The organism is Actinomycetospora sp. CA-101289, from assembly GCF_050955895.1.
GTDB lineage: Bacteria > Actinomycetota > Actinomycetes > Mycobacteriales > Pseudonocardiaceae > Actinomycetospora.
Map to the genome: position 1 here is coordinate 3,627,090 of NZ_CP192093.1, position 23,468 is coordinate 3,650,557.

General features: G+C 74.5%; 20 protein-coding genes and 1 pseudogene. 2 read left to right on the top strand and 19 right to left on the bottom strand.

Annotated features, from left to right (window positions below; all coding sequences use genetic code 11):
- Positions 1-9: 9 nt before the first annotated feature.
- The gene (locus ACQPX6_RS18070) at positions 10-1,305 is read right to left on the bottom strand and encodes an adenosylmethionine--8-amino-7-oxononanoate transaminase (protein WP_433781701.1); all 1,296 of its coding nucleotides are present in this window, start codon (positions 1,303-1,305) and stop codon (positions 10-12) included.
- Between the two features lie 43 nt (positions 1,306-1,348).
- Here ACQPX6_RS18070 and ACQPX6_RS18075 point away from each other — a divergent pair, with 43 nt between their 5' ends.
- Positions 1,349-2,206: a PaaX family transcriptional regulator gene (locus tag ACQPX6_RS18075; RefSeq protein ID WP_433781702.1), complete on the top strand. Its 858-nt coding sequence runs from the start codon at positions 1,349-1,351 to the stop codon at positions 2,204-2,206.
- Between the two features lie 10 nt (positions 2,207-2,216).
- Here ACQPX6_RS18075 and ACQPX6_RS18080 read toward each other — a convergent pair whose 3' ends face one another.
- The 5 genes from ACQPX6_RS18080 to ACQPX6_RS18100 form a co-directional block, all read right to left on the bottom strand.
- A complete protein-coding gene (locus ACQPX6_RS18080) occupies positions 2,217-3,599 on the bottom strand; it encodes an NAD-dependent succinate-semialdehyde dehydrogenase (protein ID WP_433781704.1) in 1,383 nt (460 codons plus the stop codon).
- Positions 3,600-3,607: 8 nt separating this feature from the next.
- The gene (locus tag ACQPX6_RS18085; protein WP_433781705.1) at positions 3,608-5,050 is read right to left on the bottom strand and encodes an MFS transporter; all 1,443 of its coding nucleotides are present in this window, start codon (positions 5,048-5,050) and stop codon (positions 3,608-3,610) included.
- Positions 5,047-5,655 (bottom strand): TetR/AcrR family transcriptional regulator, encoded by a 609-nt coding sequence (locus ACQPX6_RS18090; RefSeq protein WP_433781706.1) that lies wholly within the window; start codon positions 5,653-5,655, stop codon positions 5,047-5,049. The genes ACQPX6_RS18085 and ACQPX6_RS18090 overlap by 4 nt, the downstream gene beginning before the upstream one ends.
- Positions 5,656-5,739: 84 nt before the next feature.
- Positions 5,740-6,594 carry an amidohydrolase family protein gene (locus ACQPX6_RS18095; RefSeq protein ID WP_433781707.1) on the bottom strand — a complete coding sequence of 285 codons (855 nt, stop codon included), beginning with the start codon at positions 6,592-6,594 and terminating at the stop codon, positions 5,740-5,742.
- Positions 6,595-6,603: 9 nt separating this feature from the next.
- Positions 6,604-7,428, bottom strand: coding sequence for a class II aldolase/adducin family protein (locus ACQPX6_RS18100; RefSeq protein WP_433781708.1), 825 nt, complete (start codon positions 7,426-7,428; stop codon positions 6,604-6,606).
- Positions 7,429-7,533: 105 nt separating this feature from the next.
- Between ACQPX6_RS18100 and ACQPX6_RS18105 the strand changes: the two genes are divergently transcribed.
- Positions 7,534-8,001 (top strand): group II truncated hemoglobin, encoded by a 468-nt coding sequence (locus ACQPX6_RS18105; protein WP_433781709.1) that lies wholly within the window; start codon positions 7,534-7,536, stop codon positions 7,999-8,001.
- A gap of 18 nt (positions 8,002-8,019) precedes the next feature.
- On the opposite strand, the gene ACQPX6_RS18110 is transcribed toward ACQPX6_RS18105, so the two are convergent.
- From ACQPX6_RS18110 to ACQPX6_RS18170, 13 genes and pseudogenes are all read right to left on the bottom strand, one after another.
- Positions 8,020-8,799, bottom strand: coding sequence for an SGNH/GDSL hydrolase family protein (locus tag ACQPX6_RS18110; protein ID WP_433781710.1), 780 nt, complete (start codon positions 8,797-8,799; stop codon positions 8,020-8,022).
- Entirely contained in the window at positions 8,796-9,179 is a 384-nt protein-coding gene (locus tag ACQPX6_RS18115; RefSeq protein WP_433781712.1) for a VOC family protein, read from the bottom strand. Before ACQPX6_RS18115 ends, ACQPX6_RS18110 begins: the two co-directional genes overlap by 4 nt.
- A gap of 58 nt (positions 9,180-9,237) precedes the next feature.
- Positions 9,238-12,774, bottom strand: coding sequence for a DNA polymerase III subunit alpha (gene dnaE / locus ACQPX6_RS18120; protein WP_433781714.1), 3,537 nt, complete (start codon positions 12,772-12,774; stop codon positions 9,238-9,240).
- Between the two features lie 376 nt (positions 12,775-13,150).
- A complete protein-coding gene (locus tag ACQPX6_RS18125) occupies positions 13,151-13,822 on the bottom strand; it encodes a hypothetical protein (protein WP_433781715.1) in 672 nt (223 codons plus the stop codon).
- Positions 13,823-14,007: 185 nt separating this feature from the next.
- Positions 14,008-14,850 (bottom strand): 4-hydroxy-tetrahydrodipicolinate synthase, encoded by an 843-nt coding sequence (gene dapA / locus ACQPX6_RS18130; RefSeq protein ID WP_433781716.1) that lies wholly within the window; start codon positions 14,848-14,850, stop codon positions 14,008-14,010.
- A 33-nt stretch (positions 14,851-14,883) separates the two neighbouring features.
- Positions 14,884-15,264 (bottom strand): cupin domain-containing protein, encoded by a 381-nt coding sequence (locus tag ACQPX6_RS18135; protein ID WP_433781717.1) that lies wholly within the window; start codon positions 15,262-15,264, stop codon positions 14,884-14,886.
- 57 nt (positions 15,265-15,321) lie between these two features.
- Positions 15,322-16,302 carry a malate dehydrogenase gene (locus ACQPX6_RS18140; RefSeq protein WP_433781718.1) on the bottom strand — a complete coding sequence of 327 codons (981 nt, stop codon included), beginning with the start codon at positions 16,300-16,302 and terminating at the stop codon, positions 15,322-15,324.
- Positions 16,303-16,387: 85 nt separating this feature from the next.
- Positions 16,388-17,689, bottom strand: a complete 1,302-nt coding sequence (locus tag ACQPX6_RS18145; protein WP_433781719.1) for an NAD(P)/FAD-dependent oxidoreductase — start codon at positions 17,687-17,689, stop codon at positions 16,388-16,390.
- 170 nt (positions 17,690-17,859) lie between these two features.
- A complete protein-coding gene (locus ACQPX6_RS18150; protein ID WP_433781720.1) occupies positions 17,860-18,543 on the bottom strand; it encodes a hypothetical protein in 684 nt (227 codons plus the stop codon).
- Between the two features lie 68 nt (positions 18,544-18,611).
- Positions 18,612-19,541: an RluA family pseudouridine synthase gene (locus ACQPX6_RS18155; RefSeq protein ID WP_433781721.1), complete on the bottom strand. Its 930-nt coding sequence runs from the start codon at positions 19,539-19,541 to the stop codon at positions 18,612-18,614.
- Positions 19,538-20,107: a signal peptidase II gene (gene lspA, locus ACQPX6_RS18160; RefSeq protein WP_433781722.1), complete on the bottom strand. Its 570-nt coding sequence runs from the start codon at positions 20,105-20,107 to the stop codon at positions 19,538-19,540. Before lspA ends, ACQPX6_RS18155 begins: the two co-directional genes overlap by 4 nt.
- A 296-nt stretch (positions 20,108-20,403) precedes the next feature.
- Positions 20,404-21,876 (bottom strand): annotated as a pseudogene (locus tag ACQPX6_RS18165) (potassium/proton antiporter); the annotation flags it as partial.
- A gap of 121 nt (positions 21,877-21,997) precedes the next feature.
- Positions 21,998-23,407, bottom strand: coding sequence for a hypothetical protein (locus ACQPX6_RS18170; RefSeq protein WP_433781723.1), 1,410 nt, complete (start codon positions 23,405-23,407; stop codon positions 21,998-22,000).
- Positions 23,408-23,468: the final 61 nt, after the last annotated feature.

The following is a 23,468-nucleotide window of genomic DNA, read 5'->3' on the forward strand; positions in this document are numbered from 1 at the left end:
ACGTGGCGGTCACCCGACGCGGGCCGCCGCCACCATCGCCTCGCCGATCCGGACGACGTCCTCGGCCGGCGTGACGTAGGGCGGCATGGCGTAGACGAGGTCGCGGAAGGGCCGCAGCCACACCCCGTGCGCCTCGGCCGCGGCCTGGGCGGCGGGCACGTCGACGGGGTGGTCGAGCTGGACGACGCCGATGCCCCCGAGGGTGCGCACGTCGCGGACGCCGGGCAGGGCGCGGGCGGGCGCGAGCACCTCGGCCAGCCCGGTGCCGATCGCCGCGACCTCGCCGGCCCAGTCGCGGCGCAGCAGCTCGTCGATGCTCGCCGCGGCGACCGTCGCGGCGAGCGGGTTGGCCATGAACGTCGGGCCGTGCATGAGCCCGCCGGCCTCGCCCGCCGAGATCGCCTCCGCCACCGCCGACGTGCACAGCGCCGCGGCCATCGTCAGGTAGCCGCCGGTGAGCGCCTTGCCCAGGCACATCACGTCCGGCGACACCCCGGCCTGCTCGGCGGCGAACAGCGTGCCGGTGCGCCCGAAGCCGGTGGCGATCTCGTCGAACACCAGCACGAGGTCGTGGGCGTCGGCGATCTCGCGCAGCGTCCGCAGGTGCCGCGGGTCGTGGAAGCGCATGCCCCCGGCGCCCTGGACGACCGGTTCGACGACGATGCCCGCGAGCTCGCCGGCGTGCGCGTCGGCCACCGCGCGCAGGTGCGCGTCGTAGGCAGGGTCGAAGGCAGCCGGTGGCCGGTCGGCGAACACCTGCTCGGGCAGGAACCCCGTCCACGCCGCGTGCATCCCGCCCTCGGGGTCGCAGACGCTCATCGCGCCGAACGTGTCGCCGTGGTAGCCCCCGCGCCAGGTCATCATCCGCGTGCGCCCCGTCCGGCCCCGCGCGCGCTGGTACTGCAGGGACATCTTCAGCGCGACCTCGATCGACACCGAGCCCGAGTCGGCGAGGAACACGTGCTGCAGGGGCTCCGGGGTGATCGCGACGAGGCGCTCGGCGAGCGCGACCGCCGGGTCGTGGGTCAGGCCTCCGAACATCACGTGGCTCATGGCGCCGGTGGCCGCGACGACGGCCTCGTCGAGCGCCGGGTGCCGGTAGCCGTGGACCGCTGCCCACCACGACGCCATCCCGTCGACCAGCTCGCGGCCGTCGTCCAGGGTGAGCCGCACCCCCCGGGCCGAGCGGACGACGAGCGGGTCGGTGCGCCCGGGCATGGGGCCGTAGGGGTGCCAGACGTGGGCGCGGTCGAGGTCGCGCAGGGAGGCGGCACGCCGGTCGGGCGTCGTCGGGGCACCGGTCATCGGCGCACCGTAGCCGTGCTCGGGGCCCTTAGGATCGGCGACGATGACCACCGCAGGCGAGAGCGCCCGCGACGCGCGGCCCGACCCGTTCTCGCGACGCCGTGAGGTCGCGGCCACGAGCGCGCGGTCGCTGCTCGTCACCGTGCTGGGCGAGATCGTCCTCCCCAGCGGGGGCCCGGTGTGGACCCAGACCGTCGTCGACGTCCTCGGGCTCGTCGGCATCGAGGAGAAGTCCGCCCGCCAGGCCCTGGCCCGCACCGCCGCCGACGGCATGCTCACCTCGGAGCGGGTGGGGCGCCGCGTGCGGTGGGACCTGACGTCGTGGGGCCGGCGGCTGCTCACCGAGGGCGCCACGCGGATCTACGCCCACGGCCGCACCCGCCCCACCTGGGACGGGCGCTGGCTGGTGCTCGTCGCCAGCGTCCCCGAGCAGCAGCGCGCGCACCGCCACCGCCTGCGCACCCGCCTGGCCTGGGCCGGCCTCGGCTCGCCGGCCGCGGGGATGTGGGTCTCCCCCGACACCGCGCGCATCGACGAGGTGCGCGAGGTCCTGGCCGAGACCGGGCCGGCCGACGCCCACGTCGTCACCGGCGAGTACCAGGGCGGCCTCACCGCCGCCGAGCTCGCCGAGCGCGCCTGGGACCTCGGCGACCTCGCGGCGCGCTACGCCGAGTTCGTCGGACGCTTCGCCGACCTCGTGCCCGCGGACGACGCCGAGGCGCTCGCCGCGCAGGTGCGCCTCGTCGACGCGTGGCGCCGGTTCCCGTTCCTCGACCCCGGGCTCCCCGACGCGCTGCTGCCCTCGCCGTGGGTCGGGCACCGCGCCACCGAGGTGTTCCACGGGCGGCACACGGCCTGGGCCGCCGGAGCGCTGCGCGCCGCGGCGGCCCTGGGCCTGTGAGCCGTGCGCGCTACTGGATCCAGATCGTCTTCGCGTTGACGAACGACTGCGGGCCGAAGCTCGCCAGCTCGCGGCCGTAGCCGGAGTTCTTCGCGCCGCCGAAGGGCACCTCGGGCGTCGACTCGGTGACCTTGTTGATGTACACCATGCCGCTCTCGACCTCGGTGGCGAAGCGCATCTTCTCGTCCTCGTCGGTGGTCCAGGCGCTGCCGCCCAGGCCGAACGGGGAGTCGTTGGCGATGCGGATCGCCTCGTCGGCATCGGCGGCGCGGAACACCAGCGCCACCGGACCGAACAGCTCCTCGTAGTACGCGCGGGCGTCCTTCGGGATGTCGGCGAGCACCGTCGGCGGGTAGTAGTTGCCGGGCCGGTCCAGGCGCTCGCCGCCGGTCAGCAGCCGCGCGCCGGACTTGATCGAGTCCTGGACCTGCTCGTCGAGGTCGGTCACACCGTTGCCCTGCGACATCGGGCCGAGGTCGGTGTTCTCGTCCATGGGGTCGCCGATGGTCAGCGCCTCCATCTTCTGCACGAGCTTCTGCGTGAAGTCGTCGGCGACGTCCTGGTGGACGATGAAGCGCTTGGCGTTGATGCAGGACTGGCCGTTGTTGAGCATGCGGCTCGACACCGCGGCGTCGACGACGGCGTCGAGGTCCTCCACGGAGGGCATGACGATGAACGGGTCGCTGCCGCCGAGCTCGAGCACGCTGGTCTTGACGTTCTGCCCGGCGCGGGCGCCGACCTCGCGGCCCGCGGGCTCGCTGCCGGTGAGCGTGACGGCGCGGACGCGGTCGTCGTCGATGATCCCCTCGATCACCGAGGAGCCGACGAGCAGCGTCTGGAACGCGCCCTCCGGGAAGCCGGCGCGGTTCAGGACGTCCTCGATGGCCATGGCCACCTGGGGGACGTTCGACGCGTGCTTGAGCAGGCCGACGTTGCCGGCCATGAGCGCGGGCGCGGCGAAGCGCAGCACCTGCCAGTACGGGAAGTTCCAGGGCATGATCGCCAGGACCGGGCCGAGCGGCTGGTAGCGCGTGAAGATCCGCGCGTTCTCCGAGGCGCCGGAGGGCTTGGGCCACTCGACGTCGGCGAGGTCCTCGGCGGCGTGGTCGGCGTACCAGCGGCACCCCAGCGAGCACTTGGCGACCTCGGCCTTGGCGGCCTTGAAGGTCTTGCCCATCTCGAGGGTCGCGAGCTCGGCGAGGCGATCGGTCTCGGCGTCGAAGATGTCGGCCGCCGCGCGCAGCCAGCCGGCGCGCTGCTCGAACGTCGTGTCCCGATAGGTCTGGAACGTGTCCCACGCCCGCTGGAGCTTCTCCTCCAGCTGCTGCTCGGTCAGGGCGTCGAACTCCTGGACGGTCTCCCCCGTGGCGGGGTTCGTCGTTGCGATGGCCATGGTGTCGTCTACCCCACGCGCCCCGCCGGGCAATCCACTTCTTGATCTTGAGCGGCAGCCGGCCGCCGCGCCGCGACCCGCTCGGCCCGGGCGACGGCCACGGCGCACACCGCGGCGGCGACCCCGGCCACGGCGAGGAACACCCAGCCGGCCCGGACCAGACCGAGCTCCTCGGGGCGGCCCGTGGTGTGGGTACCGATCACCGACACGAGCAGCGCGACACCGAGGACGGACCCCACCTGGCGCGCCGTGGTGATCAGCGACGACCCGGTGCCCCACCGCTCCGCCGGCAGCGCCGCCCCGACGACCGAGGACAGCGACGGCAGCACCAGGCCGACCCCGAGGCCGGTCAGGAGCTGGCCCGGCAGCATCCCGGCGACGTAGTCCGGCGCGACGCCGAGCCGCAGCGCCCACCACGCCGGCCCCGCCGCGAACGCCAGCCCGCCGACGGCCGCGACCGCCCCGATGCCGAAGCGCCGGGTGAGGTGGGGCGTCACCCGCGCCACGACGACCACCACCAGCGGCCCGGCCGCGAGCGCGATCCCGGCCGCCGGCGCCGACCAGCCCCACGTACCGGTCAGGTACAGGACGTTCGCGACGAGCATGCCGGCGAACCCCGTCGAGAACGCGACCATCGCCAGCGCCGCCAGCCCCACGACCGGGGTCCGGACCACGGCGAGGTCGAGCGCGGGGACCGCGTGCCGGCGCGACCGGAGCACGACCCCGGCGAGGCCGAGCACCGCCGCGGCGAGCCCGGCGACCACCGGGACCGACGCCCACCCGTCGTCGGGCGCGCGGACCAGCGCGTAGGCCAGCGCGCCGACGCCCACGACGAGCCCCACCGCGCCCAGGACGTCGGGACGGCCGGCAGCGCCCGTGGGCGCCACCCGCGGCAGGGCCCGCGAGCCCGCGACCAGCGCGACCAGCCCCACGGGCACGTTGACCAGGAAGACCCAGTGCCAGGACGCCTCCACCAGCAGGCCGCCCAGCGGGGGCCCGAGCGCGGCCGCGATCGCGCCGATCGAGGCCCAGGCACCGACCGCGTGCGCGCGGCGCTCGGCGGGGTAGGCGGCGAGCAGCAGCGACAGCGAGGTCGGCGTGACGAGCGCGGCGCCGAGGGCCTGCACCGCCCGCGCGGCCACGAGCAGGCCCACCGACGGCGCGAACGCGCAGACCGCGGACGCGACCGTGAATACCGCGAGGCCGGCGAGGAACACCCGGCGGTGTCCGACGCGGTCGGCGAGGCGCCCGGCGAGGGCCAGGAACGCCGCGAACACCACCGTGTAGCCGTTGAGGACCCACGAGATCTGCCCGAGGTCGGTGCCCGGGAAGTCGGCGCGGATGTCGGGGAACGCGATGTTGACGATGAACAGGTCGAGGCTCGCGAGGAACGCCGCGGCCGAGGTGATCAGCAGGACGGTCCGCGGCCGGGTCGCGGTCGGGGCGCTCACGTCGCCGACCGGGCCTCGTCGACCAGGCGCGCGGCCAGGTCGACCGCCGCCGACGCGCCGACCCGCCCGTCCCAGCCGCGCCGGTAGGCGGCCTGGAGGTAGAGGCCGTCGACGAGCAGCCAGAGCTCCTCGAGCAGGCGGTCGGGGTCGGCGACCCCGAGCTCGGCGACCAGCCCGGCGAGGTCCTCGCGGGTGGCGGCGAGGAACGTGTGGGCCACGCCGGCCGGACCTTCCTCAGCGCCCTCGTCAGCGTTCTCGTCGGGGAACTCGGCGAGGTAGTTGCGGAACGCGCAGCCGCGGAAGCGGGGGTGCTCGGCGGTGGCGGCGACCTCGGCGACGGTCGCGAGCAGCCGGGACCGCGCGTCGTCGCCCGCGGACGCCCGCGCCCGCTCGGTCGCGGTGGCCCGGATCTCGCGGGCCCGCCCGAGATAGGCCGCGACGAGGTCCGACTTGGTCGGGAAGTGCGAGTACAGCAGGTTCTTGCCGGTGCCGGCCTCGGTGATGATCTGGTTCATCCCGACCGCCCGGACGCCGTGCTCGTAGAACAGGCGCGACGCGGTGGTCAGGATGCGCTCCCGGGTGCCGGGTGCGGGCGTCCGTGCCACGAGGGCTCCCTCCTCGGGGACCAGGCGGTCCCGGACCGATCGGTCCGTTCGAGGACGACGGTACACCGTCGGGCGCCGGCGCGGTCAGACGCGCTGCGGCGGGGTGTCCAGACCGGGGTAGACGCGGCGCGCGTGCTCCCCCAGCAGGCCCGCGGTGAGCGTGTCGTCGAGCCCGAGCTCGCGGATCGCGGCGATGTTGCGCGCGGGGTCGGCGGCCGGGGAGTCGGTGCCGAACACCGACTTGGCGGCGACGCGGTCGAAGCCGAAGCGCTCGTAGTAGACGGGGAGCCTGCGCGGCGGGAGCCCCGCGAGGTCGAGCCACACGTTCTCGCGGGTCAGCGCCAGCGACGCCGCGGCCTCGTAGCTCCAGCCGCGCCCGCCGTGGGCGAGGACGACGACCAGCTCGGGGAAGTCGCGGAGCACGTCGTCGAGCAGCACCGGGTCGCCGTGGCGTGCGGTGGCGCCGGGGAAGTTCGACGGCCCGGTGTGCACGATCACCGGGACGCCGCGCTCCTGCGCGCGCGCGTAGGCCGGGTAGAGCTCGCGGTCGTTCGGCGCGATGCCCGCGTGCACGGGGTGGACCTTCAGCGCCACGGCACCGAGGTCGAGCTGCCGGTCCAGCTCGCGGGCCACCGGGTGGTGCACGTGCGGGTTGACGTTGGCGACGATGCGGAAGCGCTCGGCGTCGGCGTCGACCAGCGGCAGCATGTCCTCGACCGTCTGCCACCCGGTGGCCTTCGGCGAGTACTCGCAGAAGAGCAGCACGCGGTCGACGCCCGCCCCGGCGAACAGCGCCGACACCTTCTCGGGGATCGCCGCGCCGTCGCTGTCGTAGCAGGCGGCCCAGGCGTCGACCGGCCCCGCCGGCCCGATCCACTGCTCCCAGGGGACCTTGAGCCGGGCGAGGTGGGCGACGTGCACGTGGGCGTCGACGATCACGCCCGGAAGCTAGTCGAAGAGGTCGGGGTCCGTGCGCACGACCTCGTCCCACAGCGGCTGGAACGCGAACCAGCCGGCGTAGGCCGAACCGGTCTGGTCGGCGGTGAACTGCGCGTTCTCGTGGTCGATCTGCGTCGGCGTGCCGGCGGCCTCGGCGAGCAGCTGGGCCTGGCAGTTGCGCTCGGTGTTGATGAACCACCACGCGGCCTCGGCGACGGTGTCGCCGACCGAGAAGATGCCGTGGTTCTGGTGGAAGACCATCTTGCGTCCGGTCAGCCCGTCGGCGAGGGCGCGCCCGACCTCGGGGTCGAGCACGACGGCGCCGCGGCCCTCGGTGACCACGCCGTGCTGGCCGTAGAGCGTGCAGGCGTCCTGGGTGATCGGGTCGAGCGGGCGCCCGAGCGACGACCACGCCTTGCCGTACACCGAGTGCGCGTGCGCCGCGGCGACGACCTCGGGGTGGGCGTGGTGCACCGCGGAGTGGATGACGAAGCCCGCCTGGTTCACCGGCTTCGTCCCGTGCACGATCTGCCCGTCGTGGCTCACCGCGATGAGGTCCGAGACGCGGATGTGCCGGAAGCTCATGCCGAACGGGTTCACCCAGAACAGGTGCGGGTCCTCCGGGTCGCGCACGGTGATGTGGCCGGCGATCCCCTCGCCGAAGCCGAACCGGCCGAAGATGCGGAAGGCGCCCGCGAGCTGCTGCTTGCGGTGCAGCCGCTCCTCCGCGCTCGTCGCGAACGTGGGCGGCTGCGGCATCTGGATGCCCTCCTGGGAGGGCCGGAAGGCGGACATGTCGTCGGCGGGGCTGATGCTCTGCGTGGGGGCGGCCATTCCTCGACCGTGCGCCGAGCGGCGCCGCGGGGTCAAGGGGACGCGGCGGCTTGTCCCGGGTGCCGGGATGGGGCCAGGCTGGCCGGTGAGCACCCGGGAGGCGGTGTGACCACACCGGCACGGCCCTCGCTGTTCGTGGCCGTCGGCGGCGACGAGGCGTTCCTCGCCATCGCCCGCGCGCACCACGCCCGGTGCCTGGCCGACCCCGAGCTCGCCCACCCCTTCTCCGGCCCGGGCCAGCACCCGCGGCACGTCGAGCGTCTGGCGGCCTACTGGGCCGAGGTCATGGGCGGGCCCCCGCAGTTCTCGCGCGCGTGCGCCGACCAGTCCCACGTGCTCCGGCTCCACAGCGGCAACGGCGACGTCGACGACCTCGGGCGCCGCTTCCTCGCCTGCTTCCTGCTCGCGCTCGACGACGCCGGCGTGCCCGACGACCCCGAGCTGCGCGGATGCCTGCGGGCGTACATGGCGTGGGCGGTGGGCGACATGCTGGCGGTCGCGCTCCTCGAGGCCGACGACGTCCCCGACGGCGCCGCGGTGCCCCGCTGGACCTGGGACGGGCTGGCGGTCTGACCCGACCTCAGAGCCGCTTCAGAGTCGGGCGGCGACGAGATCCGCGACGGCGCGCATCCCGGCCGCGGTCGGGTGGAACGGCACCGGGCCCCCGAGCGGCGCCACGCCCAGCGCCACCCCGCCGATCCAGGGATCGGGGCTGCCGGCGCCGTGGTCGGTGCTCGCTTCGGAGGCGGCGACGAGGTCCGCGCCGGTGTCGGTGGCCGCGCCGGCGAAGACCTCGGCGAGCCCGGCGGCGACGCGGCGGCCGGCCTCGATCTGGTCGGCGGTCAGCGGCAGCGTCTGCGGGGTGGCGTGGGGGCCGAGCACGGTGAGGTAGTCGACGAGCACGACGCGCGCGGCCGGGGCGCGCCGGCGCACCTCGCCGACGACGGCCCCGAGCGAGGCCCGGACCTCCGCGAACGTCGCCGGGGGCGGGACCTCGACGGTGTAGCGCAGGCGGCGCGCGAGCGTCGCGGGCAGGCGCCGGGCCAGCGCCCCGCGCAGGGCGGCCGAGGTGAGCATGCCGAGGTAGCCCAGGTCGTTGCCGCCGATCGTCACCGTGACCAGCGCGGTGTCCGGGGTGAGCGCGTCGACCTGCGGCGGCAGCGCGCCGGTGAGGGTCGGCTGGCGCCGGTGGCGCACGTCGGCGGTGGTGGCGCCCGAGCAGGTGGCGTCGACGAGGTCGAGGCCCCGGGCGTCGGCGAGCAGGTGCGGGTAGTTCCGCGCCGAGCGCAGCGCGCCCCGGTGCACCAGCGGCGGGATGCCGGGGCCGGCGGCGAACGAGCTGCCGAGGGCCACGTAGCGCCCGGCGATCACCCCGCGGTCTGCCAGAGCCCGACCACGTTGCCCTCGGTGTCGCGGAAGTAGGCGGCGAAGCCCATGTCGCCGACGGGCTGGCGGGGCGAGAGCACCGTGCCCCCGTACGCCGCGACGTGCTCGAGGGTCTCGTCGATGTCGCCGACGTCGACGACGAGGACCGGGCTGCGCGGCTCGTCGTCGCCCCGGCGGAACATGCCGCCGTTGATGAACCCGGGCTCCTCCGGCTCCCCGGTCTCGGTGACCGGGCCGCTCATCGCGATCGTGTAGTCCATCCCCGGCATGTCCTGCAGCGTCCAGCGGAAGACCGCCCCGTAGAACGCCCGCGCGCGGTCCCCGTCGTCGAACGGGACCTCGAAGTGGACCACCCGACCGCTCATGAGCGGCTCCTCCCACCGTGGTTCGGCGTGCCCGGCGTGCCCGGCGTGCCCCGTGAACTCAGCCCAGACAGCGTGGACCGAGCAGGGCCTTCAGGTCACCCATGAGGGCGCCGGAGTTCTGGACCTTCAGCCCGTCGTCGAGACGCAGCACGTGGCTCGCCCCGTTGGCGGCCATCAGCGTCAGGTGGACCTCGCTCGGGCCCGGGTGGGCGACGAGGACCTCCTTGAGCTTGCCCACGCGCTCGGGCGTGCAGCGCGCGCTCTCGAGGACGACCTTGACCGGCGCGCCGCCCACACCCCCGGACAGGTCGGGCACGGCGAGGTCCTCCACGAACAGGCTGACGCGGTCGTCCCGCTTGTTGACCTTGCCCTTGACCAGCACGATCGCGTCCTCGGCGACGTCGATCGACACCGCGGCGTAGGTGCGCGGGAAGAACAGCACCTCGATGCCGCCGGCGAGGTCCTCGATCTGCGCCGACGCCCAGGGCTCGCCCTTCTTGTTCACCCGCCGCGTGACGGTGGCGAGGATGCCGCCGACGGTGACCGTGGTGCCCTCGGCCACGTCGCCCTCGAGGATCTTGGTGATCGCGGTGTCGGCGCGGCTGGCGAGCACCTGCTCGAGGCCGTTGAGCGGGTGGCCCGAGACGTAGAGGCCGAGCATCTCGCGCTCGAGGGCGAGCCGGTGCTTGGGCTCCCACTCCCCCTCGGGCACCTTGACGTCGAACATTCCCGTGGTGTCGGCGGCCCCGACGTCGGCGTCGTCGAAGCTGCCGAAGAGGTCGAACTGGCCGTCGGCCTCGGCCTTCTTCGTGGTCATCACCGCGTCGACGGCCTCGGCGTGCACCAGCGCCAGGCCCTTGCGGGGGTGGCCCAGCGAGTCGAACGCGCCGGCCTTGATCAGCGACTCGACCGTCTTCTTGTTGCAGACCTGCTGCGGGACCTTGCGCAGGAAGTCGGAGAAGTCGGAGAAGTTGCCCTTCTCGCGCCGCGCCTCGACGATCGCGTCGACGACGTTGGTGCCGACGTTGCGGATGGCGCCGAGGCCGAAGCGGATGTCGTGCCCGACCGGGGCGAAGTCGCGCACCGAGTCGTTGACGTCGGGCGGCAGCACCGTGATGCCGATCTTGCGGCACTCGGCGAGGTAGATCGCCGCCTTGTCCTTGTCGTCGCGCACGCTCGTGAGCAGCGCGGCCATGTACTCGGCGGGGTAGTTGGCCTTGAGGTACGCCGTCCAGTACGAGACGAGCCCGTAGCCCGCGGTGTGCGCGCGGTTGAAGGCGTAGTCGGAGAACGGGACGAGGATGTCCCACAGGGTCTTGATGGAGTCCTGCGAGTAGCCGTTGGCCTTCATGCCCTCGGAGAAGGGCACGAACTCCTTGTCGAGGATCTCGCGCTTCTTCTTGCCCATCGCGCGGCGCAGCAGGTCGGCGGTGCCCAGCGAGTAGCCCGCGAGCTGCTGGGCGATCGCCATGACCTGCTCCTGGTAGACGATCAGACCGAACGTCTCGCCCAGGATCTCCGAGAGCGGCTCCGCCAGCTCCGGGTGGATGTGCTTGATCTCCTGCCGGCCGTTCTTGCGGTCGGCGTAGTCGTTGTGGGCGTTGGCGCCCATGGGGCCGGGCCGGTAGAGCGCGAGGACGGCCGAGATGTCCTCGAACGTCGTGGGCACCATGCGACGCAGCAGGTCGCGCATGGGACCGCCGTCGAGCTGGAACACGCCCAGGGTGTCTCCGCGGGCCAGCAGCTCGTAGGCCGCGGTGTCGTCGAGCCCGAGGTTGTCGATGTCGAGCGGCGGCTTGCCGTTGAGGACGATGTTGGCCAGCGCGTCGTCGATGACCGTGAGGTTGCGCAGGCCCAGGAAGTCCATCTTCAGCAGCCCGAGCGTCTCGCAGACGCCCATGTCGAACTGCGTGATGATCGCGCCGTCGGCGTCGCGGCGCTGGATCGGGATGACGTCGATGAGCGGGGTGCTCGACATGATCACGCCGGCGGCGTGGACGCCCCACTGGCGCTTGAGGCCCTCGAGGTCGCGCGCGGTGTCGACGATCTCCTTGACCTGCGGGTCGACCTCGTAGAGCGCGCGGACCTCGGTGGCCTCGGAGTAGCGCTTGTGGCCGGGGTCGAAGATGCCCGAGAGCGGGATGTCCTTGCCCATGACCGCGGGCGGCATGGCCTTGGTGATGCGGTCGGCGACGGCGTAGCCGGGCTGGCCGTAGAGCACGCGCGCCGAGTCCTTGATCGCGGCCTTCGCCTTGATCGTGGAGTAGGTGATGATCTGGGCGATGCGGTCCTCGCCGTACTTCTCGGTGACGTATCGGATCATCTCGCCGCGCCGGCGCTCGTCGAAGTCGAGGTCGATGTCGGGCATCGACTTGCGCTCGGGGTTGAGGAACCGCTCGAAGATCAGGTTGTGCTTCACCGGGTCGAGCTCGGTGATGCCCAGCGCGTAGGCGATGAGGCAGCCGGCGGCGCTGCCGCGGCCCGGGCCGACGCGGATGCCGACCGACTTGGCGTGCTGCACGAGGTCGGCCGTGACGAGGAAGTAGCCGGGGTAGCCCTTCTGGCAGATGACGTCGATCTCGTACGCGGCCTGCTTGCGGTGGCTGTCGGGGATCTGACCGTTGAACCGCGTGTGGAGGCCGCGCTCGACCTCCTTGACCAGCCAGCTCGACTCGGTCTCGCCCTCGGGGACCGGGGCGACCGGCATGAGGTCGCGGCCCTCCTCGAACTCGACGTGCACCCGCTCGGCGACCGCGAGGGTGTTGTCGCAGGCCTCGGGGAAGATCCCGTCCCACTGCTGGCGCATCTCCTGCGCGCTCTTGAGGTAGAAGTCCTGCGCGTCGAACCGGAAGCGGTTCGGGTCGTTCATCGTCTTGCCGGTCTGGACGCAGAGCAGCACCTCGTGCGGCTTGGCGTCCTTGGCGTACGTGTAGTGCAGGTCGTTGGTGGCCAGGCCCGGCAGGTCGAGCTTCTTCTTGAGGTCGTGGAGGTCGTCCCGGACCCGGCGCTCGATCTCGATGCCGTGGTCCATCAGCTCGCAGAAGAAGTTGTCCTCGCCGAAGATGTCGCGGTAGTCGCTCGCGGCCTGGCAGGCGCCGTCGAAATCGCCGCGCTGCAGCAGGCGCTGGACCTCGCCCGACGGGCACCCGGTGGTCGCGATGATGCCCTTGCCGTAGGTCTCGAGCAGCTCGCGGTCCATGCGGGGCTTGTAGTAGTAGCCCTCGAGGCTGGCGAGGCTGGAGAGCCGGAAGAGGTTGTGCATCCCCTCCGTGTTCTCGGCCAGCAGCGTCATGTGGGTGTACATCTCGCCCGGGTTGTCGTCCGAGACGACCTGCCCGCCCAGCGTGGCCCGCTTGCGCTCGTGACGGCTGCCGGGCGCGAGGTAGCCCTCCATGCCGATGATCGGCTTGACCCCGTGGGCCTGCGACTTCTTCCAGAACTCGTAGGCGCCGAAGGTGTTGCCGTGGTCGGTCATCGCCAGGGCCGGCATGCCCATGCGCGCGGCCTCGGCGAACAGGTCGTCCAGCCGCGCGGCACCGTCGAGCATCGAGAACTCGGTGTGCGTGTGGAGGTGGACGAACGAGTCGCCGGTCACGTCGTGGGACCACCCTTCCAGGGCCGGGATCGGGTGCCGCCGACCGTGCCCGGCGTGCGGGCGGCGGTCGGTGGAGGTGGCCCCAGCGTAAACGCGCCCCCCGACAGCGCGGCCCCTCCCCGAGGCTCGCGACTGTCGTCGCTGCTCACCTCCGCGGGCCCGGCGTGTCGCCCGGATCCGGGCGGGTCCCACCCGCCCCAGGCGCCCCATCGACGTCGTCGTGGCGGCCTCCGCGTGCCAGCGTGGGGGCCACGCTGGCGTTGGGTGCGCGGAAATCCGCCTCGATCAAGGACGGGGCGCGGGGAGCTGGGCGCGAGGGGCACGGTGCGCAGGATCGACAGGCTCAGAGCCTGCGCACCGTGCCCTCGCGCCGCCGTCAGCGTTCCGCCGTCGCGTCGAGGCCCTCGAGCCACCGGTCACCGCCCGCTCCCCCGACGACCAGGACGGCGGCGAGCAGCCAGATCCGCGCGACCAGCACGTCGTCGGGGATCCGGAACAGGGTCCCCCGCAGCGCCTCCCGCGCCGCGGGCCCGAGCACCCGGGCAGCGTCGTCGACCGCGGGCCCCGCCTCGCCGAGGACCTCCGCGACCCAGGCGGTCGCCCGTTCCGCGAGGTCGGCCTGCGGGAACCGCCGCCGTGCCTTCGCGAGCCACGAGCCGACGAAGAGGTTGACGTAGAACTGCTCGCCGCGGGCGACGAGGGCGCGCGCGACCTCGGGGTCCTGCTGCACCACGGTCGCCCTCAGCGCCGCGCGGACGCCGTCGTCGAGCAGGTCGAGCCGATCGGGCCGGTCGTCGCCCCCGTCGTCCCAGGCGTCGTCCTCGTCGTCCCACCCGTCGTCGAGCTCGTCCTCGTCGTCGTCGAACGCGTGCGGGAACTGCTCGAGCAGCTCGCAGTCGCTCAGCAACGGCGCCGTGACCCGCTCGACCGCCGCGCCGAGGGGCCGCGCACCCCGCGGCGGCCGCGTCACGCCCGACCCCGCTCGTCGCCGGCGCCGCGCCTCGACCTTCGCCGCCCGCCGCCGACCGTCGTGCCTGCGCCTGCCCATGGCTCCTCCTCGGGGTCGTCCCGCGGCGGAGCATGCGCCGGACCCCCGACAACGCCGGGGCACGAAGATCAGCAGCACCGGAGGCGGATGCCGCACTCGTGATCTTTCGAAGATCAACAGGGCGAAAAGCACCCGCGGCGGGCCCCGCACGGTGCCTTTCGGCCTGCTGATCTCCGCGCGAGCCCCTACAGCAGCCCGGCCCCCACCAGCGCCGCGCGCACGACCTCGCGCTCGTGCTCGTCGGCCTCCAGCAGCGGCAGGCGCAGGCCGCCGACGGGGCGACCGAGCAGGTCGAGGGCGGCCTTGACCGGGATCGGGTTGGTGGTGACCCCGAGGGCGTCGAACACCGGCTTGAGCGACGCCTCGATCTCGGCACGCTGGTCGGGCTCGTCCACCATGCGCCGCATGTGCGGGCCGACGACGTGGCTCGCGACGAGGATGCCGCCGCAGCCGCCCATCTCGAGCACCGAGCCGAACAGGTCGTCGTTGCCGGCGTAGATCCCGAGGCCGTCGACGGGCGCGAGGTTGGCGTTGTTGGCCTGCTTGACGTAGTCGATCCGGTCGATCTGGGCGAGCTCGGCGAGCAGGTCGTTGGGGAGGTCCACCACGCACCGCGAGGGGATGTTGTAGAGCACCACGGGCTTGTCGGTGGCCCGCGCGACCTCGCCGAAGTGCGCGAGCATCCCGCGCCGGTTCGGCTTGTTGTAGTAGGGCGTCACCGAGAGGATCCCGTCGACGTCCAGGGCGGTCGCCCGCTCGGTCATCTCGCAGGCGTGCCGGGTGTCGTTGGAGCCGGTGGACGCGACGACGGTGGCGCCCGCCGGCCGGTGCTGCACGGCCAGCTCGACGAGGCGCAGGTGCTCCTCGGTCGACAGCGTCGACGCCTCGCCCGTCGTCCCGCACACCACGAGCCCGTCGGAGCCGTTCGCGTACAGGTGGGCCATGAGGTCGACGAAGGCCTGCTCGTCGACCGCACCGTCGGGGGCGAACGGGGTCACGATGGCGGTGAGGACGGCGCCGAGGCTCATGACCTCAGGTTGCCCCACCGGCGCGGGCGCGGTCTACGCCGGGTCCGGCCCGTCGACGTTGATCGTGGGCGGGCCCTGGCCGGCGCGTCCGATGACCGCGGTGGAGCGCTCGCCGGTGGGGTTGGACTCGCGGTGCACGGTGTGCGGCGGGACGCGCAGGAAGTCGCCCGGTCCGGCCTCGACGGCGTCGTCGCCGCCGGGGCCGAACTCCAGGCGCATCGCCCCGCGGACCACGTAGAGGCTGGTCTCGTGGTCGCCGTGGTGGTGCCAGCCCGACGAGGCGCCGGGCTCGGTGTGCACCAGACCCGCCCACAGCGCGTCGGTGGAGAACGCGACCTGCCGCTGCATCCCGGGCGTCGGGTCGCCCTCGGCCAGCTCGGGACCGCGGAAGACCTCGACGGGTTCGCTGCTCACGCCCGAGAGTGTGAGCGCTTTCCCGTGCCGTGGCACGGGAAAGCGCTCACGAGGTCGTCAGACCAAACCGAGCTTCTGCACCGCCTCGCGCTCCTCGGCGAGCTCGTTGACCGAGGCGTCGATGCGCTCGCGGGAGAAGTCGCTGATCTCCAGGCCCTGGACGATCTCGAACTTGCCGTTCGACGCCGTGACCGGGAAGGACGAGACCAGGCCCTCGGGGACGCCGTAGGAGCCGTCGGAGACGATCGCCGCCGAGGTCCAGTCGTTCTCGCGGGTGCCGTTGACCCAGGTGTGGACGTGGTCGATCGCGGCGGCGGCGGCCGACGCGGCGGACGACGCCCCGCGGACGTCGATGATCTCGGCGCCGCGCTTGGCCACGCGCGGGATGAACTCGTCGGTCAGCCAGCTCTGGTCGACCTCGCCGCCGATCTGCTTGCCGTCGATCTCGGCGTAGGTCACGTCGGGGTACTGGGTGGCCGAGTGGTTGCCCCAGATCGTCATCTTCGAGACCGAGCCGACCCGCACGCCGTACTTGGTCGCCAGCTGGCCGACGGCGCGGTTGTGGTCCAGGCGCGTCATCGCGGTGAAGCGGTCGCCCGGGACGTCGGAGTTCGAGCGCGCGATCAGCGCGTTGGTGTTCGCCGGGTTGCCGACGACCAGCACGCGGACGTCGTCGGCGGCACCGTTGAGGGCCTGGCCCTGCGGCTTGAAGATCCCGCCGTTGGCCTCGAGCAGGTCGGCGCGCTCCATGCCCTTGCTGCGCGGCTTGGCCCCGACGAGCAGCGCGACGTTGGTGCCGTCGAACGCCTGGTTCGCGTCGTCGAAGACGTCGATGCCGTCGAGCAGCTCGAACGCGCTGTCGTTGAGCTCGAGCGCGGTGCCCTCGGCGGCCTTGACCGCGTCCGGGATCTCGAGCAGCCGCAGCCGCACCGGCACCCCCTCACCGAGCAGATCGCCGGCCGCGATGCGGAAGAGCAGCGCGTAGCCGATCTGTCCGGCCGCGCCGGTGACGGTGACGTTGACGGGGGTGGGTGCCATCGGTGCTCCTGGTTCTCTCGGGACGGGGGGCCTCGCGACGGGGCAGCCTCGCACGTCACCGGGGTGCGTGCGCAGGCAGCCCGCCTCAGCGGTTCGGGGGTCTGTCCTCCGGGTCGCCGACGACCATCTGGCCCCGCCGCTGCGCGAGGTAGCGGAAGGTCAGGCCCAGCGACACGAAGATGCGGTTGCGGTTGCCCAGCAGCGAGAAGACGTGCACGAACATCCAGATCAGCCAGGCGAGGACACCGACGAGCTTGGGGCCGTGGGCGATGTCGGCGATGGCCGAGCCGCGCCCGATCGTCGCCATCGTGCCCTTGTCCTTGTACTTGAACCGCTCGGTCGGCTCCCCCGCGACGAGCCGGGCGATGGTGCGCCCGGCGTGCTGGCCGGTCTGCAGGGCGGGCTGCGCGAGCTGGGGCAGCGGGTCGTCCTCGATGAGCCCGACGTCGCCCGCGGCGAGGATCTCGGGGTGCTCGGGCACGCGCAGGTCGCCGCCGACGAGGATGCGCCCGCCCCGGCCCTGCCGCAGGCCCCAGTCGCCGATCTCGGCGTGGGCCGCGACGCCGGTGGCCCAGATGGTCATCTGCGCCTCGAGCTCGGTGCCGTCGGCGAGCACGACGCACTCGGGCCGGACCTCCTTGACCGCGGTCTCGAGGCGCAGCTCGACGCCACGCGCGCGCAGCTGCTCGGCGGCGTAGTCCCGCAGCTTCTTCGCGAACGGCGGGAGCAGCGTGTCCGTCATCTCGACGAGCACGACGTGGACCTCGGACGGGTCGAGCTCGGGGTAGCGGTCGGGCAGCACGGTGTTGCGCAGCTCGGCCAGCGTGCCGGCCATCTCGACGCCGGTGGCGCCGCCGCCGACCACCACCACGGACGCGCCGCGGCGCTCGCCAGTGGCCGCGATCCGCTCGAGGTAGCCGGTCATGCGGTCGCGCACGGCCAGCGCCTCGGCGCGGGTGTAGATCGGGTAGGCGTTCTCGGCCGCGCCGGGCACGCCGAAGTAGTTGGTGGTGACGCCGTTGGCGATCACCAGGTAGTCGTAGTGCAGGTCGGGCCCGACGTCGAGGGAGATCGTCCGCGTCTCCGGGTCGACCTTCTGCACGGCGCCCTTGCGGAACGACGCGCCGGTGTGGGCGGCGAAGCCGCGGGCGCCGTAGGTGATGTCGCCGGGGTTCAGCGCGCCCGTGGCCACCTGGTAGAGCAGCGGCTGGAAGGTGCTGTAGCTGTGGCGGTCGACCAGCGTGGTGCGCACCGGCGCCCGGCGCAGCGTGCGGACGGCGGCGAGGCCGGCGAACCCGGCCCCGAGCACGACGACGTGGGGCCGCGGGTCGGCGTCCGTGCTCGACGTCCCCGAGGCCGCGCCCCGGGATGACGGAACGGCGCTCATGGCAGCCGCACTCCTCTCGCGTGGGCCCGCGGGCACCGGCCGGGACGCCGTCGTCCCTGCTCCGGAGCCCGGCGGGCGGGTCCTCCTGGGCCTACCCCCCACGGTCCTCCCGCACGCCGCCGGAGTGGGGCCGACGACGACGCGTCACCTGTCGGGACACTCACAGGCACTCACTGCGGCGGCACCGGACCGTCGTCGGGGACCGGCCCGACGGTCTCCGGCGGGTCGCGGCCGTCGTCGGTCTGGTCCGGCAGCAGCGGCGACACCGCCAGCGCACCGACCCGCGCCCCGGCCGGGGCCACCTCGACCGCGCGCACCTCCGGACGGTCGCGCAGCGGGGCGAGCGCGGCCGGATCCGCCTCGACGACGAGGGCGACGACGCAGGCGCAGCCGGCCGCCAGCCGGGCCGACTCCGTGGTGGCCACCGCCGCCGCGCGCCCCTGGGCCGCGCGCGCCTGCTCGCCGGCGCGGTTGGTCGCCTGGGTCTCGGCCAGGCGCAGCGCCGCGACGGGGTCGACGGTGCCGGTGTCGTCGAGCGAGACCCGCCGCAGCGCGGTCTGCACCCGCGGGAGCGGGACCCGGAACACCGCCTCCCGCGCCGTCGCCCCCGACCCCGCGAGCGCGGCCGCGGCGCCGGCGCCGTCCTGCTCGACGGCGAACTGCACGAGCGCGGGACGCGGACCCGCCGGCCCGGGCGGCACGACCGCGGCCCGCGCCAGGTAGCCGGCGACCGTCTCGCCCGCGACCGGCCCGAGCCGCGTCGTGTCGGTGCTGCCCGACCCCTCCCCCGGCGCGCTCGACGACCCGGCGACCCACGCCGTCAGCAGCCCCACGACGAGCACGACGGCCAGCACGACGGCCGCGGTCGGCCAGCGCGGACGAGGCCCGTCCTCGTCGTCCTCGTCGGGCTCCGCGGGCGGGGTCAGCTCGCCGCCCGGAGGCTCTCGAGGGCGGTGGCGAGGTCGTGCGGCGGCTCGCTGGTGTACTCCACCCATCGGCCGTCGGCGGGGTGGTGGAAGCCCAGGCGGTGGGCGTGCAGCCACTGCCGCGTGAGCCCGAGGCTCTTGGCGAGCACCGGGTCGGCGCCGTAGGTGATGTCGCCGACGCAGGGGTGGCGCACCGCGGAGAAGTGCACGCGGATCTGGTGGGTCCGGCCCGTCTCCAGCTCGACCTCCAGCAGCGACGCGGACCGGAACGCCTCGAGCGTGCGGTAGTGCGTGACGCTCGGGCGTCCGTCCCGCATCACCGCGAACTTCCAGTCCTGCCTGGGGTGACGGTCGATGGGCGCGTCGATCGTGCCCTCGCTGGGGTCGGGGTGGCCCTGGACCACCGCGAGGTAGATCTTGCCGACGGTGCGCTCCTTGAACGCCGCCTTGAGCACCGAGTAGGCCCGCTCGGACTTGGCCACCACCATCACCCCGGTGGTGCCCGCGTCGAGGCGGTGCACGATGCCCTGGCGCTCGGCGGCGCCGCTCGTCGCGATGCGGATGCCCAGCGCCGCGAGCCCCGCGACGACCGTCGGCCCCGACCAGCCGGGGCTCGGGTGCACGGCGACCCCGACGGGCTTGTCGACGACGACGATCTCCTCGTCCTCGTGCAGCACCACCAGGCCCTCGACGGCCTCCGCGGTGACGACCTGCGTCGCCTCGGCGGGTTCGGGCAGCTCCACCTCGAGCCACGCACCCGCGACGAGTCGGTCGGACTTGCCGGCCTCGACCCCGTCGACGCGCACGGAACCGCCGGCGGCGAGCTCGGCGACGACGGTGCGCGAGAGGCCCAGCATCCGCGAGAGCCCGGCGTCGAGCCGCATCCCGTCCAGGCCGTCGGGCACGGGCAGCGTCCGCAGGCTCATGCGCGCGCGTCCGGGGTGCGGACGCCGTCGAGGTCGCGGCCGAGCAGCGCGAGCAGCACGAGGACGGCGCCGCCGACGGTGATCGCGGAGTCGGCCACGTTGAACACCGGGAACCAGCCCACCGACACGAAGTCGACGACGTGGCCCTGCAGCGGGCCCGGGTCCCGGAAGAAGCGGTCGACGAGGTTGCCCAGCGCCCCGCCGAGCACCAGCCCGAGCGCCAGCGCCCAGCCCCGGGACCGCAGCCGCCGCGCGAAGCGGACGATGCCGACGACCACCGCGAGCGCCACCAGCGTCAGCACCCACGTCATGCCCGTGGCCAGCGAGAACGCGGCGCCGGGGTTGCGGACGAGGGTGAACGAGACGAGGTCGCCCACCAGCGGCACGCGCTCGCCGTCGCGCAGCCAGGACACCATGACGATCTTGGTGAGCAGGTCGAGGGCGATCACGGTGGCCGCGATCGCGGCGAGCATGCCCAGCCGCTTCGGCGGCGGCTCCGGGGCCCGCTCCCCGGGGTCGGGGAGGCTGTCCGGCCCGCTGTCCGGGTCGGTGTGTGCGCTGCTCACCGGTTCATCGTCCCAGCCCCGCTCCCCTCGTCCGCCGCCCCGCCCGCGCGCCCCGGTGTCCCGGCGCCGGGGTCGCGGTCGTCGCCGGTGTCGGAGCCGGTCTCGGAGCCGGCCTCGGAGCCGGCCTCGGAGCCGGTGTGGGAGCGCGTGCCGGTGGGCGGTGTCGGGCGCGCCGGGGGCCGTCCCGGCGGGGGCGACGCCGGGAGTGCCGGGCCGGGACGGCCGTCCCCGCGGGGGGCCGCGGGACCGGGCAGGCCACGCCCCGGCGACCGGCCGCCGCGCAGCGAGGGCGTGCCGCCGGTGTCGCCGTGCCAGCGTGCGAGCCGCCCGGAGCGGTCGACCGAGCGCAGCCGCTCCTCGGCGGCGGCGCGGGCGGTCTCGGTGCTGACGACGAGGAGCTGGTCGCCCTCCTGGAGCCGGCTCGCGCCCTGCGGGGTGAAGCTCGTCCCGCCGCGGACGACGAGGCTGAGCCCGGAGCCCTCGGGCAGGCGCAGCTCGCGGACGTAGACGCCGTGCATCCGCGAGCCCTCGGGGACGGTCATCTGCAGCAGGTCGGCGCGCAGGCTCTCCAGCGGGGCGGCGTCGACCTCGATCTCCTCGACGCGCGAGTCGCCCGCGAGCCCGAGGGTGCGCGCCACGAACGGCAGCGTCGTGCCCTGCACCAGCACCAGCACCACCACGAGCACGAACACCGCGTCGACCAGCGCCTGCGCGCCCGGGACGCCCTCGGTGAGCGGGATGAGGGCGAGCACGATGGGCACGGCGCCGCGCAGCCCGGCCCAGGACAGGAACACCTGCTCGCGCCAGGGCACGCGGAACCCGATCGCCGCCGCGACGACCGAGAGCGGGCGCGCCGCGAACACCAGCACCGCGCCCGCGATGAGCCCGGGCACGAGCGCGCCGGCGAAGCGTTCCGGGGAGACGAAGAGCCCGAGCAGCACGAACAGCCCGATCTGGGCCAGCCAGCCGAGGCCCTCGGCGAACGAGCGGGTGCCCTCGCGGTGGGGCAGGGTCGAGTTGCCCAGCACGAGCGCGGCGACGTAGGTCGCGAGCAGGCCGGACGCGTGGGCCGACTGGGCCGCGGCGTAGGCGACGATGCAGACGGCGAGGGTGGCGAGCGGGTAGAGCCCGGTCGCGGGCAGCGCCGCCCGGCGCAGACCCAGCGCGCCGAGGCGCCCCAGGACGGCACCGATCACGCCGCCGGCGACGAGCTCGTAGACCACGAGCAACGGGTCGAGCCAGCTCAGCGCCGCCGTGGACGACAGCAGGACCACGGCGAGGAAGCACGGCGCGTCGTTGAGCCCCGACTCGAGCTCGAGCGAGCCGACCAGGCGCCCGCCGAGGCCCAGGTTGCGGAGCACGCTGAACACCGCGGCCGCGTCGGTCGAGGACAGCACCGCACCCCAGAGGAACGCGAGCCGCAGGTCGAGCCCGAGCAGCGCCCACAGCGCGAACCCGGTGACGCCGATGCTCACCGCCACCGCCAGGGTCGACAGCGCGATGCCGAGCCCGAGGGCCGGGCGGACCGTGCTCCAGCGGGTGGAGAGCCCGCCGTCGGCCAGGATCAGCACGAGTGCGGCCAGGCCGAGCGCCTGCGTGAGCGCGGCGTCGTCGAACCGGATGCCCAGGCCCGCCTCACCGAGCGCCACCCCGATCCCGAGGTAGATCAGCAGCGAGGGCAGCCCGACCCGGGTGGACACGCGCACCGCGATGACGGCGACGAGCACCACGCCCGCCCCGGCACCGAGCACGAGGGGCAGGCGGTCCACGCGTCGCACCCCCTACAGCTCACGAAGGGGATGACCCTAGCGACCACCGGAACCCCGCGAGGCCGCGGATCTCCTGCCGGTGAGGTGGTTCACGGTCGGGCCGCGCGGTGCGGCCCCGGGCTCAGCGCCGGCTGTCGGCGCTGCGGGGACCGGTCAGCGCCGCGACCGGCGTGCACCACGAGCAGCCCGTGAACCCCAGCTCGACGGCCTCCGACGCCGGGAGCGGGATGACCTCGCGCCCGTAGAGGTAGCTGCAGCGCCCGAGGTGGAACAGCGGCTCCTCGTCGATGACCAGCACCTCGTCGTCGAGGCCGGCGAGGGCCTGCAGCGCGGTGTCGTCGGTGGTCTCCTCCTCCGGCTGCGACGCCGGGGGCGGGGGCGGCGGGGCACCCGCGGGAGCACCGGCCGGCCCGCCGGGAGGTGGTCCGCCGGGGGCGCCGCCGGGCGGGGGTCCACCCGCCGGTCGACCGGGGGGCGGGCCCTGCGGGGCCTGCTGGCCCTGACCTGCGGCAGCCGCTGCGGCCGCGCCGTCGCCGTCGGCCTCGCCCGAGACCTGGCGCATGCGGGCGAGGTCGCCCATGTCGAGCCGGGTGGTGGCCGCGTCGTCGCCGCCGGGAGCGCCCCCCGGGGCACCACGGGGCGGCCCGGAGGACGCGCCCGACGCGGCGGGGCGGGCTCCGGCACCGCCGAGGCGGGCCTCGGCCGGCGTGCCGGGCAGCGGGAGCATCCCGAGCAGCCGTGCACCACGCGGGGCGCCGGCGACGCGGGAGGGTTCGTCGGTCAGACGGGACGCGGGGGTGGTCCAGCGCGACCCCGCCGACGGTCCGGTCGGCCCGGTCGATCCGGGCGACCCGTTCGCACCGCTCGACCCACCGGGGCCGCCCGTGGCGGCGGCGGCGAGACCGGCCGCTCCGGCCCCGGCGGCCGCCGCGGCTCCTGCTCCTGCGCGTCCGGAACCGGGTCCGTCCTGCTCCCCGGGCCGCTGACCCGGGCCGCCCGGACCACCGGGCCCACCCGGACCGGCCGGCGGGCGTCCGGGAGGCGGCCCGCCGGGGCCACCCGCCGGGGCGCCCGAGGGCGGCCCGCCCGGACCCGCTGCCGGTCCTGCGCCCGGGCCTGATGTCGAGCCCGCGGTCGGTCCTGCCGTCGTGGCCTCCGGGGAGCCCTGCCCCGGGCCCGAGGAGTGGGCACCCGGGGCGAACCCGGAAGGCGACGACGAGAGCGACGACGGGCCGGACGGCGGACCGGCCGGGGACCCGGACGGCGGGCCGGGCTGCGAACCGGGCGACGACGGCGGTGCCGTCATCGGCCCCGAGGGTGCCGCGGTGGGCGCCGACGAGGAGTCGGCGGCCGACTGGCGACGGCCCTCCCGCTCACGCCGGCGTCGGCGGACGACGTCGGCGATGAGCAGGGCGGCGGCCAGCACGCTGGCGATCACCGAGCCCCAGGCCCAGGTGGCCACCGAGGTGACCACCGCGACCACGAGGAGCCCGAAGGCCACCAGCACGCAGAGCAGGACGAGGAGCAGCACGATCGGACCCCTGTCTCAGGGCCACGAGCCCGGACCGCCCCCGCGGGGACGGCCGGGCCGC